12 protein-coding genes are annotated in these 12,389 nt (G+C 62.4%); 4 read left to right on the top strand and 8 right to left on the bottom strand.

Going from position 1 to position 12,389, the window contains the following annotated elements; genetic code table 11:
• Positions 1–26: 26 nt before the first annotated feature.
• Complete coding sequence (gene truA, locus ACTRWK_RS16905; protein WP_005851709.1) at positions 27–815, top strand: tRNA pseudouridine(38-40) synthase TruA; 789 nt, start codon at positions 27–29, stop codon at positions 813–815.
• 9 nt (positions 816–824) lie between these two features.
• Here truA and gndA read toward each other — a convergent pair whose 3' ends face one another.
• Positions 825–2,252 carry an NADP-dependent phosphogluconate dehydrogenase gene (gndA, locus tag ACTRWK_RS16900; protein WP_289081403.1) on the bottom strand — a complete coding sequence of 476 codons (1,428 nt, stop codon included), beginning with the start codon at positions 2,250–2,252 and terminating at the stop codon, positions 825–827.
• Positions 2,253–2,405: 153 nt separating this feature from the next.
• Between gndA and ACTRWK_RS16895 the strand changes: the two genes are divergently transcribed.
• Both ACTRWK_RS16895 and ACTRWK_RS16890 read left to right on the top strand, forming a co-directional pair.
• On the top strand, positions 2,406–2,864 hold the full coding sequence (locus ACTRWK_RS16895) for an NUDIX hydrolase (protein WP_005851707.1): 459 nt from the start codon (positions 2,406–2,408) through the stop codon (positions 2,862–2,864).
• 87 nt (positions 2,865–2,951) lie between these two features.
• Positions 2,952–4,433 (top strand): inorganic phosphate transporter, encoded by a 1,482-nt coding sequence (locus ACTRWK_RS16890; protein ID WP_037943363.1) that lies wholly within the window; start codon positions 2,952–2,954, stop codon positions 4,431–4,433.
• Positions 4,434–4,458: 25 nt separating this feature from the next.
• Here the strand turns inward: ACTRWK_RS16890 and ACTRWK_RS16885 are convergent, their stop codons facing one another.
• From ACTRWK_RS16885 to ACTRWK_RS16875, 3 genes are all read right to left on the bottom strand, one after another.
• Entirely contained in the window at positions 4,459–5,457 is a 999-nt protein-coding gene (locus ACTRWK_RS16885; protein ID WP_289081404.1) for a 2-dehydropantoate 2-reductase, read from the bottom strand.
• Positions 5,454–6,359, bottom strand: coding sequence for an ornithine carbamoyltransferase (gene argF, locus ACTRWK_RS16880; RefSeq protein ID WP_009826142.1), 906 nt, complete (start codon positions 6,357–6,359; stop codon positions 5,454–5,456). The genes ACTRWK_RS16885 and argF overlap by 4 nt, the downstream gene beginning before the upstream one ends.
• Before the next feature lie 75 nt (positions 6,360–6,434).
• Entirely contained in the window at positions 6,435–7,610 is a 1,176-nt protein-coding gene (locus tag ACTRWK_RS16875) for an aspartate aminotransferase family protein (RefSeq protein ID WP_005851703.1), read from the bottom strand.
• A gap of 432 nt (positions 7,611–8,042) precedes the next feature.
• Between ACTRWK_RS16875 and ACTRWK_RS16870 the strand changes: the two genes are divergently transcribed.
• Positions 8,043–8,639: a GcrA family cell cycle regulator gene (locus ACTRWK_RS16870; protein ID WP_037943357.1), complete on the top strand. Its 597-nt coding sequence runs from the start codon at positions 8,043–8,045 to the stop codon at positions 8,637–8,639.
• Positions 8,640–8,708: 69 nt separating this feature from the next.
• Here the strand turns inward: ACTRWK_RS16870 and ACTRWK_RS16865 are convergent, their stop codons facing one another.
• Genes ACTRWK_RS16865 through thrC form a run of 4 tightly spaced genes read right to left on the bottom strand, consistent with a single transcriptional unit; the run spans position 8,709 to position 12,387 of the window.
• Complete coding sequence (locus tag ACTRWK_RS16865) at positions 8,709–9,146, bottom strand: VOC family protein (protein ID WP_289081405.1); 438 nt, start codon at positions 9,144–9,146, stop codon at positions 8,709–8,711.
• A 9-nt stretch (positions 9,147–9,155) separates the two neighbouring features.
• Positions 9,156–9,740 carry a GNAT family N-acetyltransferase gene (locus ACTRWK_RS16860; RefSeq protein ID WP_005851700.1) on the bottom strand — a complete coding sequence of 195 codons (585 nt, stop codon included), beginning with the start codon at positions 9,738–9,740 and terminating at the stop codon, positions 9,156–9,158.
• Positions 9,740–11,002 carry a M16 family metallopeptidase gene (locus ACTRWK_RS16855; RefSeq protein ID WP_037943353.1) on the bottom strand — a complete coding sequence of 421 codons (1,263 nt, stop codon included), beginning with the start codon at positions 11,000–11,002 and terminating at the stop codon, positions 9,740–9,742. The genes ACTRWK_RS16860 and ACTRWK_RS16855 overlap by 1 nt, the downstream gene beginning before the upstream one ends.
• On the bottom strand, positions 10,999–12,387 hold the full coding sequence (gene thrC / locus ACTRWK_RS16850; protein ID WP_180828743.1) for a threonine synthase: 1,389 nt from the start codon (positions 12,385–12,387) through the stop codon (positions 10,999–11,001). Before thrC ends, ACTRWK_RS16855 begins: the two co-directional genes overlap by 4 nt.
• Positions 12,388–12,389 lie beyond the last annotated feature (2 nt).

Here is a 12,389-nt window from a genome sequence, read left to right as displayed (position 1 = left end):
GGGCACCCTCAGGGTAAACGCCCGCCATGCAACGCTATGCCCTGAAAATCGAATACCACGGCGCACCTTTTGTCGGCTGGCAACGCCAGATCGACCTTGCGTCGGTCCAAGGCGCGATAGAGGACGCTTTGGCCAAGATCGAACCGCGCGCCCATAACATCGCCGCCGCAGGGCGCACCGACGCCGGTGTCCACGCGCTGGCGCAGGTCGCCCATTGCGATATGGAACGTGACTGGACCCCGTTCCGCCTGTCCGAGGCAATCAACTATCATCTGAAACCACTGCCCATTGCGATCGTCGATTGCGTCGCGGTGGATGATGATTTTCACGCCCGCTTTTCCGCGCTCGAACGCCGGTATCTGTTTCGTGTGCTGGTACGTCGCCCTCCGGCGACACATCAGGCGGGGCTGGTCTGGCAGGTCAAGAAGCCGCTGGACATCGACCGCATGCGCGAGGCCGCGACCCATCTGATCGGCGAGCATGATTTCACCACCTTCCGCTCGACCATCTGTCAGGCGCAAACGCCGGTCAAAACGCTGGACCGCGTGGATATGACAGAGCATCCCGTCGGCGGCGGTGTCGAGGTGCAGTTCGACGTGCGCGCGCGGTCGTTTCTGCACAATCAGGTGCGCAGCATCGTGGGCACGCTTGAACGCGTCGGGGCCGGATCATTCGCGCCCGACGATGTGAAACAGATGCTCGCCGCGCGGGACCGTCAAGCCTGCGGCCCCGTCGCCCCGCCGCAGGGTCTGTATCTGTCGCATGTCACCTACGAGACAGATCCTTTCGCGCAATCGTCCCTGCGCCGTGGCTAAACCAACGCCCTAGTCGCGCCGGATCGCGTTCCACGTCCCGTGGTGCGCCCCCGCGATATCGCCGCGTTCAAACCCATGCGCGCCGAAAAAGTCGCGCTGCGCCTGGATCAAATTCGCGGACCCGCGTGCGGTTCGGATGCTGTCATACCACGCCAGTGACGCGCTCAGCGCGGGCATGGGCACACCCAGGCTCACCCCGGCGGCGACGGTCTTGCGCAGGCCAGCAAGGTGATCGCCCAGCATATCGCGGATGGCCGGGGCGAGGATCAAGGCCCCCTCGGGCAATCCTGCGTGGAACGCATCGGCCAGATCGTCCAGCAAGGCTGACCGGATGATACAGCCCGCGCGCCAGATCTCTGCAATGCGGGCCATATCCAGCTGCCAGCCAAATTCGTCAGAGGCGGCAGACAACACGCGGAACCCCTGCGCGTGACCCAGAATCCGCGCGGCCAGCAGGGCCGATTTCATCTCTTCCTCGGTTGGCAGCGTGCCGCCGGTCACCGCATCCGGCAAGAGCGGCGCCGCCGCGACCCGCAAGGCTTTCTCGCTGGACCAGCCACGGGCGCCGACGGCCGCCTCGATCGAGCTGGCCGACTGGCCAAGCTTCAGCGCCTCGATCAGGGTCCAGCGGCCCGTGCCTTTCTGACCCGCCTTATCAAGGATCAAATCCACCATTGGCGCCCCGCTCTCGGCATCCACGGTTTGCAGCGCGGCGGCAGACACCTCGATCAGGTAAGAGCTGAGCGGCCCTTTCTGCCAGCTTTCAAACAGCGCCCCGATCTGCGGTGCCGTTTGCCCACCGGCGTCGCGCAACAGCCCGTAGACTTCAGCGATCATCTGCATGTCGGCATATTCGATCCCGTTGTGCACGGTCTTGACGAAATGCCCCGCCCCGTCCGGCCCCAGATGATCGACGCAAGGTGCACCCTGAAACTTGGCCGCAATCGCGCTGAGCATGGGGCGCAGCTGGGTCCAGCTGTGATCGGTACCACCCACCATCATCGACGGGCCGTGGCGCGCACCCTCTTCACCGCCCGACACGCCCATGCCGACGAAATGCCGCCCCGTACCGTCAAAGGCGGCGGCGCGGCGTCGGGTGTCGTGGAAATCGGCGTTGCCGCCATCAATGATGGTGTCGCCCTCATCCAGCAGCGGCATCACGGCGTCGATCATCGCATCCATCGGTGCGCCCGACGGGATCATGAACAAGATGCTGCGCGGCTGCGCGATACTGTCGACAAAATCCTCAAGCGTCGCGTGGCCCGAGAGGTGACCCGCCAGCGGTCCGGCCTCCTCCAGAAAGGGCGCGATCCAATCGGCTTCGCGGTTGCTGACCGCCACACGGAACCCCTGCTCGGCCAGATTAAGCGCCAGTGCACTGCCCATCGTCCCCAGACCATAAACGCCAATATCTGCGGTCTTTAAATCTGCGGCCATCGCGCTAAATCTCCTATAAGGTCCATCAAACAGTGGGATGCACACCGCCGCTGCACAAGGGTTTGCGGGGGTGAAATTGATTCTCGTCTCTTTTTCAGCTACGATGACCGGATAAAAGCAAGAACAACGAAGTTACAGGTTAACGTTTTAATTATGATACATGAACTCAAACGCGCGTGGGAGGGGATGATCCTCCCCATCTGGCGCCGCCCCAAACGTATTCAGGTCGCCGCATTGTGCTACCGTGAAACCCCCGAAGGTAAAGAAGTCCTGATGATCACCAGCCGTGACACCGGCCGGTGGATCGTGCCAAAAGGCTGGCCGATTGACGGGCTGGACGGTGCCGGTGCCGCCCTGCGCGAAGCATGGGAAGAGGCAGGCGTGTCCAAGGCCGATATCGAAAGCGAGCCGATCGGGTATTATGACTATGACAAGGGCCTGTCCGAAGGGATGACCACGCCGGTCATCGCACAGGTCTACCTGACCCGCGTCCGTCACATCGAGGATGAATACCCCGAGGTTGACATGCGCACCCGCCGCTGGATGCCCCCGAAGGAAGCCGCCGAACTGGTGGCAGAGCCTGATTTGCGCGAAATCCTTCTGAACCTCTAGTCGCCACGCCCCGATAGCCTCCCGTGCGGCCTTGCGAAACCGTTTTCACTGTGCCACGAGCGCATGGTTTTAGAAAATGAGGCAGCAATGACCGACGGACCCAAAGGCCAACAGTGGAAAACACTGGATTCTGACCTGAACCGCATCTCGCGGGTGGAACAGGCCGCGACCTATGTGGCGCGGCCTATGGTCGGATTTGGCATTGCCCTTGCCTTCATCGTATTGGCCGCGCTGGTCGCTGGTCTGTTCTTTGGCGCGCAGCCTTCCAACTATGTGGTGATCGCTGCCGCAGCCTTCGGGGCCTATATGGCGGTGAACATCGGGGCCAATGACGTTGCCAACAATATGGGCCCCGCCGTCGGGGCCAAGGCGCTGAGCATGGGCGGTGCGATCATCATCGCTGCCATTTGCGAAAGTGCCGGTGCTCTTCTGGCTGGTGGCGACGTGGTATCGACCATCTCGAAAGGGATCATCGACCCCGCGTCGGTCGCAGATTCCCAAGTGTTCATCTGGGCGATGATGGCCGCGCTGATCTCGTCGGCACTATGGGTCAATCTGGCCACATGGGTGGGCGCGCCGGTATCGACCACACACTCGGTCGTGGGCGGCGTCATGGGGGCCGGCATCGCGGCTGCGGGGATGGCGGCAGTGAATTGGCCTTCGATGAGCATGATCGCCCTCAGCTGGATCATCTCGCCCGTCTTGGGCGGCGCTGTCGCAGCGATGTTCCTTGCGCTGATCAAGTCGCAAATCCTCTACCAAGACGACAAGATCGCAGCTTCGCGTCGCTGGGTGCCGATCCTGATTGGCGTCATGTCCGGTGTCTTTGCCACCTATCTGGCGCTCAAGGGACTTAAAAAGATCGTCGAGATCAACATGGGCTCGGCCCTGCTGATCGGTTTGGCCTGTGGCGTTCTGGCCTATGCCATTTCCTACCCCGTCATCCGCCGCGCGTCGGTCGGGATGGAGAACCGTAACAAATCCGTCAAAGTGTTGTTCGGCCTGCCGCTGGTCTTTTCCGCAGCGCTGCTCAGCTTTGCCCATGGGGCCAACGATGTCGCCAACGCGGTTGGGCCCCTTGCCGCGATCGTCCACGCCTCGGAGTTCGGCGGGTTCGAGGCCAAAGTCTCTATCCCTATGTGGGTGATGGTGATCGGGGCCTTCGGCATTTCCTTCGGGCTGTTCCTTTTCGGGCCGAAACTGATCCGCATGGTGGGCAGCCAGATCACCAAGCTGAACCCGATGCGCGCCTATTGCGTCGCCCTCTCTGCGGCGATCACCGTGATCATCGCCTCGTGGCTGGGCCTGCCCGTGAGCTCTACCCATATCGCTGTAGGGGGCGTTTTTGGCGTTGGCTTCTACCGCGAATGGCATATGGAGCGCCGCCTGCGTCGCCCCGGTGCCAAAGCCGGTCAGGTCAAACGCATCGCTGTAGAGGAACGCCGCCGCCGAAAACTCGTGCGCCGGTCGCACTTCATGACCATCGTCGCGGCCTGGGTCATCACCGTCCCTGCGGCAGCAACCATGTCAGCGATGATCTTTCTGGGGCTGAACGCGCTGGTCAACTAAGCGCTGAGGCGCATGGCCTTGCCGCCTAGCGCAGGTCCGAGGGGTCCATATCGGGCAACCCCGGACCGCGCGCCTGCGCCTCTTTCACCAGATCAGAGACCCGCTGACAAAGCGGCGTGGCGACGCCTTCCTGCGCCCCCATCGCGATGATCCGCCCCTGAAGCGCGTCGATCTCGGTCGGTTTACCCGCTTCCAGGTCATAGGACATCGACGTCCGCGCCATCGGGTCAATCGTCAGCATCTTGGCCGCGACACGCGTGAACAGCGGCGTCGGCAGGCGCAGCACCCAAGGGATCAGCTGTGCGGGCAATGGCGTAGAGGATGCAGGGTGGATGCCATGAGCCTTCAGCACGGCAAGCGCCTCGGCCATCTGGGCGGCCATCACGCGCCGCCAGCGCCGGTCAAGCAGTTGTTGCTGCAAGGTCAGCCCTGACAGGGCGTTCAGCGCATTGTTCAGGTTCAGCAACAGCTTGCCCCATTGAACGCCGATGATCGCCCCCGTCCCCGTTACCTGCAATCCCGGCACCGACAGATAGCCCGCCAGTGGCATCCGGCCCGTTTCGACGAAAATATCCCCGCTGGTCGCGCGGTGATACCGCCCGTCGCCATGGGGGACGACATTGAAAGGCACCATGCCCCCGCGTACATCATGCAGCGGCAAGGCCTCGCGCAGGATCTCGGCCGCGTCGAGGCCGTTTTGCAGGCTGACAATGGTCGACAGCGCCGGCGTGTGCTGCGCCACCAGCCGCGCGATGTCGGAGGTGTCGTCGGTCTTGACCGTGACCAGCACGATCCCCGCCTCGGCAAGACAGGCAGGGTCCTGAGACAGGGTCAGGCTTGCGGCAGGCACCTGCTGGTCGAGCCCGTCAAAACCCGTCAGCCGCAAACCATGCTTGCGGATCTGTTCTGCCACGCGGGGGCGGACCAACAGCGTGACATCGCGACCGTGGGCGGCAAGCATGCCACCCACAAAGCAGCCGATCGCCCCCGCACCCGCGACAACGATGGGCCGCCGGTCGCTCATTTCCCCAAGCACCAGCGCATGACCGACTTTTGCGCGTGCAGCCGGTTTTCAGCCTCGTCAAAAATGACCGAGCTTGGGCCGTCCATAACAGAGCTTGTCACCTCGTCGTCGCGGTGCGCGGGCAAACAGTGCATAAACAGCGCGTCGGGTTTTGCCTTGGCCATCAGCGCGTCATTCACCTGATAGCCGCGCAGCTGGTTGTGCCGACGTTCGCGCGCCGATTGCGGATCATGCATCGACACCCATGTGTCTGTCACGACCAGATCCGCGCCCTCTACCGCTTTGTTTGGGTCACGCTCGGTTGTGTACAGGCCATTCAGCGCGGCCTCGGGGTCCAGTGTCTGCGGGCCGGTAAACACAAGTTCGAAATCAAACGCCTTGGCCGCATGGGCGAAGCTGGCGAAGACGTTGTTACCGTCACCGGACCAGACCACCTTTTTGCCCTTGATCGGGCCGCTGTGCTCTTCAAAGGTCATGATATCGGCCATGATCTGGCAGGGGTGGGTGCGGTTGGTCAGCCCGTTGATCACCGGGACAGAGGCATATTCCGCCATTTCCAGCAGGGTTGCCTCTTCGAAGGTGCGGATCATGATCAGATCGACATAGCGGCTGAGCACCCGTGCCGTGTCGGCGATGGTCTCTCCGTGGCCGAGCTGCATATCTGCGCCAGACAGCACCATCGTCTGCCCGCCCATCTGGCGTACGCCCACGTCAAAGCTGACCCGCGTCCGTGTCGAGGGCTTTTCAAAGATCAGCGCGACCATGTGATCCTTGAGCGGCTGTTCATCATCCGGCGCACCACGGGGGCGGCCCAGACGGGACGATTTCATCGTGGCGGCATTGTCGATGATGCTGCGCAGGTCAGCCGGATCGGTTTGGTGAATGTCGAGAAAATGTTTCATGGGGTATTCTTTTAATTTTAGGGAGTTGGGGGGCCAGCCCCCCGGCCCCCCGGAGTTTATAGGGCAAAATGAAGGTCAGCTCGCAGCAAGGCTGCTGGCGGCTTGATCAAGGCGGGAGACGGCCTCGGCGATGTCTTCATCGGTGATATTGAGAGGGGGCAGCAGGCGGATTACGTTATCCGCCGCCGGTACTGTGATAACCTCGTGACGGTAACCCGCAGAGACGACATCGCTGTTGGTGGCTTTGCATTTCAGCCCCAGCATCAGCCCGCTGCCGCGCACGCTTTCGAACACGTCGGGGTGGCTGGCGACCAATCCCTCAAGCTTTTGGCGCATCAGGCCGGCCTTGCGGTTCACATCGTCAAGAAAGGCGTCTGTGCCGATGATATTGACCACAGCATTGCCCACGGCACAGCCCAGCGGGTTGCCGCCATAGGTCGACCCGTGGGTGCCCGCCGTCATGCCAGAGGCCGCGTTTTCTGTAGCCAGCACGGCGCCCAGGGGGAAACCGCCGCCGATGCCTTTGGCGACCATCATGATGTCGGGGGTGACGCCGGCCCATTCATGGGCGAACATCTTGCCGGTGCGGCCCACGCCGCATTGCACCTCGTCAAAGATCAGCAGCAGCCCGTGTGTTTCGCACAGCGCGCGCATCTGTTTGAGGTCAGCATCCGGCACGGGACGGATGCCGCCTTCGCCCTGCACCGGTTCGATCATGATGGCGGCTGTGGTATCGGTGATCGCCGCGCCAAGCGCCTCCATATCGCCAAATTCGATATGTTTGAAACCGGGGAGCAGCGGGCCGAAGCCTTTGGTCATTTTCTCGGACCCTGCCGCCGCGATCCCGGCAGATGACCGCCCGTGGAACGAACCCGAGAAGGTGATGATCTCGGTCCGGTCGGGCTGGCCCTTGTCGTAGAAATACTTGCGCGCCATCTTGACCGCCAGTTCGCATGCCTCGGTGCCGGAGTTGGTGAAGAACACCGTATCGGCAAAGCTGAGCGCGACCAGCCGGTCGGCCAGTTCCTGTTGCTGGGGGATCTCGTAGAGGTTCGAGGTATGCCAAAGCTGCCCTGCCTGTTCGGTCAGCGCCGCCACCAGCGCGGGGTGCGCATGGCCAAGCGCGTTCACCGCAATGCCTGCGCCCAGATCCAGAAATCGGCGGCCGTCTTGTTCAATCAACCAGGACCCTTCGCCTTTGACAAAGCTCAGGGGGGCGCGTGAATAGGTCGGCAGAACAGATGGGATCATCAGGATCATCCTTATGGGTTGGCCGCATCAAAGGCACAAAAGGCCATGTGTGACGGAGAGGGTCAATAAGATTTGAAGGGGTGCGACGCAATTTATGTCGCAAAAGATCAATGCCGTGCCCCCCGTGTCAGGGGCCGGTGTCGCCAATTAGCCTTGGCGTCGTCGCAAAGAGGATGTCGAACGGTTGATCATGCCGTTTGCATAAGCAGCTTTTCGCGGCTTGCAAAGCAAAAATTGGCGCGCGACCGCCGCAATCTGTCGCACGAACGGTGCCGGGACTGCTTTGCTGTGGTTTTAAGGGAGCGTTTGCCACCGCTGCCGCCCCAATCGCCCGTTCGCGCCTTGCACCCAAGCTGTCAGTGATTAGTATAGGGGCTTGAGATTTTTCCACGGCGGTCCTGAGAAGGGCCGCTTGTTAGCTAAGGACGCCAAATGTCTTGGACCGATGACCGCGTAGAGATCCTGAAGAAAATGTGGGGCGAGGGCCAATCCGCAAGCCAGATTGCAAAGGAGTTGGGCGGTGTGACCCGCAATGCCGTGATCGGCAAGGTGCATCGTCTGGGGCTGTCCAACCGGACCGCAACCGCAGCGCCCGCCGCCCCTGCTGCTGCTGCCAAACCGGAAGCCAAGGCCAAGCCTGCCGCGAAACCCGCCGCAGCCGCCAAACCCAAGGCTGAACCCGCCCCCGAATCCGCAGAGCCGGAACCGGCGGAGGCCGCGCCAGCGCCCCGCCCCAACCTGCCCGCGCGCGCCAAGATCATTCCCGCCGGTCAGCCGCTGCCGCCGCAGCCCTCCGCGAACGAGATCAGCCCGGAAGCGCTTGCCAAGGTGAGCGAGGTCGAGAAAAAGTCGAAGAAGATCGGCCTGATGGACCTGACAGAGCGGACCTGCAAATGGCCCGTCGGTGACCCTGCAACGGATGATTTCTGGTTCTGCGGTCTGCCCGTACAGCAGGGCAAGCCCTATTGCGAGGCGCACGTCGGCGTCGCCTTCCAACCGATGAGCGCGCGGCGCGACCGCCGCCGCTAAGCTGCCAGTCAGCCACTGCGGACAACAGAGTAACAAAAGGCCAGACAGCGATGTCTGGCCTTTTTCGCATCAACGCGTCGGCGCAGGGGGTGGATCATCCCTGCCCGGCTCTGCCGGATTATCACAGAACACCGCGATCTTGTTGCCTTGGGGGTCACGCAGGTAGCTGACGTAGAAGCGCGGGCCATAGGTGGCGCGAAACCCCGGCTGGCCCTCATCGCTGCCGCCCGCGGCCAGCGCTGCGGCGTGTAACACGCGCACCTGCGCCTGGCTGGTTGCTTCGAACGCGATCATGGCCCCGTTGCCAGCAGAAGCCGGCGCGCCATCGAAGGTCGGCTTGACGTAGAAATCCGGCAAGGCCGCGGGCTGCCCCGAAGCCTGTGGCAACACAAAGCTCAAGCCCTCGGGACCTTCGGTCAACGCATAGCCCAAGGCTGGCAGGAAAGCCGTATAGAAGCGTTTGGCACGTGCAAGGTCGTCTGCCCCGACGGTGACATAAGCGATCATAAGAAACCCCTACCCCGCTGCGGTCTTGCCCCGACGGTCCCCGCGCAACTGCGCATAAAGCACATGGGTCCGCCAGCGCCCGTCGATTTGTAGATAGCTTTGCGCGACGCCTTCGTACTTGAAACCGGTCTTTTCCAGCAACCCGCGCGAGGCGATGTTCTCGGGCAGGCAGGCGGCCTCGACGCGGCTGATGTCCAGACGGGTGAAGGCGTGGTGCACCGTCGCCTCTATCGCTTCGCGCATATAGCCGCGGCGGGCGAATTGTTCACCGGTCCAATACCCCAAGGTGCCCGCCTGTGCCGGGCCGCGGCGGATATTATCCAGCGTGATCGCCCCGATCAGCATATTATCCTTGCGGCGGATCAGGAACAGCGGCAGCGCCGTCCCCGCAGAGACCGACCGGTTGGCCCAGTAGACCCGATTGGTAAACGCTTTGCGCGACAGGTGGTCCGGTGCCCAGGACGGCTCCCACGGGGTGAGGTAGGTGATGCTGTCCGACCGCAGGGTGGCCCAGGGGCGGAAGTCAGCATGCACCGGTGGCCGCAACGTCAGCCTTTCGGTTTCAATGGCAAGCTTTCGTTTCAGCAGTTGCATCAGGCAGCGCGACGCTCCTGAAGTTCTTCCAATGTGGGGGCGCCATCTACGGGACCATAAAGCGCCAATGCCGCAGGGGCGCTGGCGGCGATATTCTGGGCAAAGTCGCGCACGTCACCTGTGGTGACCGCGTCAATCTGAGCGATGGTCTCCTCCAGCGGGGGGACGCGGTCCCAGATCTGGATCAGACGCGCCAGACGTTCCGCGCGGTTCGACGGGCTTTCCAGCCCCATCAGCAGGCCAGCTTTCATCTGCGCCCGTGCCCGCGCGACCTCTGCCGGGGACATGTCGGCGGCGGCGCGCTTCATCTCGTCAATGGTGATGCCCGCCAGTTCGGGCAGCTGTTCGCCGCTGGTGCCAGCATAGATCGTCATCATGCCCGTATCGGCATAGGCCCCCGCCTGCGCGAAGATCGTATAGCACAGGCCGCGGTTCTCGCGGACCTCCTGGAACAGGCGGCTCGACATGCCGCCCCCGAGGGCAGAGGCATAGATCTGCGCGACATAGATATCATCGGCGCGGTAGCCGGGCGCTTCGAACCCGAGCGCGAAATGCGCTTGCTCAAGCGGTTTCAACTGGCGCACTTCACCGCCGCTGAATTTGGCAGCATCCACGTCGAAGAGAGGCTTGGGGGGCATGTCGCCGAACAGCTGTTCAGCAAGGCGCACGATTTCGTCATGGTCCACCGCCCCTGCGGCGGCGAGGATCATCTGGTCGGGGCCGTAATGCTGGCTGATAAAGCCCGACAGGTCTTCTCGGCTGAAATTCGACACGCGTTCGGACGGGCCCAGAATGGTGCGCCCGATGGGTTGGTTGGGGTATGCCTTTTCCTGCAACCAGTCAAAGATCACATCATCCGGCGTATCCAGCGCCTGACCGATCTCTTGCAGGATCACGCCGCGCTCCACCTCGATCTCGCCATTATCAAGGACGGGATTGCGCAAGATATCCGCGATCACATCCAGCCCCAGCGACACGTCATTTTCCAGCACGCGCACGTAGTATGCCGTCACCTCGCGCGAGGTATAGGCGTTGATATAGCCGCCCACATCCTCGATCGCTTCGGCGATTTGCAACGACGTGCGCTTGGCCGTGCCCTTGAACGCCATATGCTCAAGGAAATGCGCGATACCGTTTTGCGTGGCCGTCTCATGCCGCGCGCCCGCCGAAACCCAGACCCCGATAGATGCCGATGCAAGCCCCGGCATATGCTCGGTTACGATACGAAAGCCGTTGGACAGGCGGTGTTGTTGCAAGCTCACTGAGCGATGCCCCCTTTAATGATATCCTTGAGCGCCTCAAGGTCGTTCGGCACGCGGGTCACGCGTTCTTCGCGGTCGAAAAGATCGGCCATGTGGTCAGGCAGCGGCGGGCGCTGGCCTGTGGCGGCTTCGACCGCGTCGGGGAACTTGGCCGGATGCGCGGTGGCCAGCGTGATCATCGGCGTCGCCGGATCACGCAAGGCCGCCCCCACGCGCACCCCGATGGCAGAATGCGGGCACAGAAGCTCGTTTGTGTCGGCGTAGAAGGCCTTGATCGTCTCGCTGGTTTCCTCTTCGGACACGCGGCCGGATTTATAGGTGTTTTGCAGGTCGCGCAGGGCATTGTCGCCGACGTCAAACCCACCCTTCGCCAGATCGCCCATCAGCGCATTGATCGCGTCGCTGTCTTGGCCGTAGGCGAAATACAAGGCGCGTTCAAAGTTGGAGCTGACCTGAATATCCATCGACGGGCTGATAGAGGCATGAACCTCGCCCTTGTGGTAGCCGCCTGTGGTCAGGCAGCGGTGCAGGATGTCATTCTGGTTCGTCGCAACCACCAGATCGGCAATCGGCAGGCCCATTTCGCGCGCGATATAGCCCGCGAAGATGTCGCCGAAGTTGCCCGTGGGCACGGTAAAGCTGACCTTGCGGTCCAGCGCGCCCATAGCGAGCCCTGCGGTGAAGTAATAGACCACCTGCGCCAGCACGCGGCCCCAGTTGATGCTATTGACCCCTGCCAGTTGCACCCCGTCACGGAAAGCGTGGTCGTTGAACATGTCTTTCAGGCGCGCCTGACAGTCGTCGAAATCACCGTCCAGCGCCAGCGCGTGCACGTTGTTTTCCGATGGTGTGGTCATCTGTCGGCGCTGCACTTCGGACACGCGGCCGTGGGGAAAGAGGATGAAGACATCGACGTTATCCAGCCCGCGGAAGGCTTCGATCGCGGCTGATCCGGTATCGCCCGAGGTCGCACCGACAATGGTCACCCGTTCACCCTTGCGCGACAGAACGGCCTGGAACATGTGGCCGATCAACTGCATGGCAAAGTCTTTGAACGCCAGCGTGGGACCGTGGAACAGTTCAAGCAGGAAGTGCCCCTGTTCAAGCTGCACCAGCGGCGCGCGCACCTTGTGGTTGAAGCCCGCATAGGCCTTGGCGATCAGCGCCTTGAATTCATCGTCGCTGAATGTGTCGCCGACAAAGGGTTTCATCACACGAAAGGCGACATCCTCGTAGGACATCGTGGCCATCTCGCGCAGCTCATCGGTGCCTAGCGTCGGGATCGTTTCGGGCACATACAGGCCGCCGTCACGGGCGAGGCCGGTCAGCAGCGCCTCTTCGAACGACAAAACGGGGGCGGAACCACGGGTGGAGACATAACGCATAA

The sequence above is a fragment of the Sulfitobacter sp. G5_S2_6_S6 genome (assembly GCF_054968505.1).
This window is presented reverse-complemented; position numbering and strand designations above follow the sequence as displayed.

What these genes read in the sequence shown, in the direction of transcription:
- argF (WP_009826142.1), bottom strand. Translation starts at nt 6,359, where the DNA reads ATGAAACATTTTCTCGACATTCACCAAACCGATCCGGCTGACCTGCGC.
- ACTRWK_RS16860 (WP_005851700.1), bottom strand. Translation starts at nt 9,740, where the DNA reads ATGCAACTGCTGAAACGAAAGCTTGCCATTGAAACCGAAAGGCTGACG.
- ACTRWK_RS16870 (WP_037943357.1), top strand. Translation starts at nt 8,043, where the DNA reads ATGTCTTGGACCGATGACCGCGTAGAGATCCTGAAGAAAATGTGGGGC.
- thrC (WP_180828743.1), bottom strand. Translation starts at nt 12,387, where the DNA reads ATGCGTTATGTCTCCACCCGTGGTTCCGCCCCCGTTTTGTCGTTCGAA.
- truA (WP_005851709.1), top strand. Translation starts at nt 27, where the DNA reads ATGCAACGCTATGCCCTGAAAATCGAATACCACGGCGCACCTTTTGTC.
- ACTRWK_RS16865 (WP_289081405.1), bottom strand. Translation starts at nt 9,146, where the DNA reads ATGATCGCTTATGTCACCGTCGGGGCAGACGACCTTGCACGTGCCAAA.
- ACTRWK_RS16895 (WP_005851707.1), top strand. Translation starts at nt 2,406, where the DNA reads ATGATACATGAACTCAAACGCGCGTGGGAGGGGATGATCCTCCCCATC.
- gndA (WP_289081403.1), bottom strand. Translation starts at nt 2,252, where the DNA reads ATGGCCGCAGATTTAAAGACCGCAGATATTGGCGTTTATGGTCTGGGG.
- ACTRWK_RS16885 (WP_289081404.1), bottom strand. Translation starts at nt 5,457, where the DNA reads ATGAGCGACCGGCGGCCCATCGTTGTCGCGGGTGCGGGGGCGATCGGC.
- ACTRWK_RS16890 (WP_037943363.1), top strand. Translation starts at nt 2,952, where the DNA reads ATGACCGACGGACCCAAAGGCCAACAGTGGAAAACACTGGATTCTGAC.
- ACTRWK_RS16875 (WP_005851703.1), bottom strand. Translation starts at nt 7,610, where the DNA reads ATGATCCCATCTGTTCTGCCGACCTATTCACGCGCCCCCCTGAGCTTT.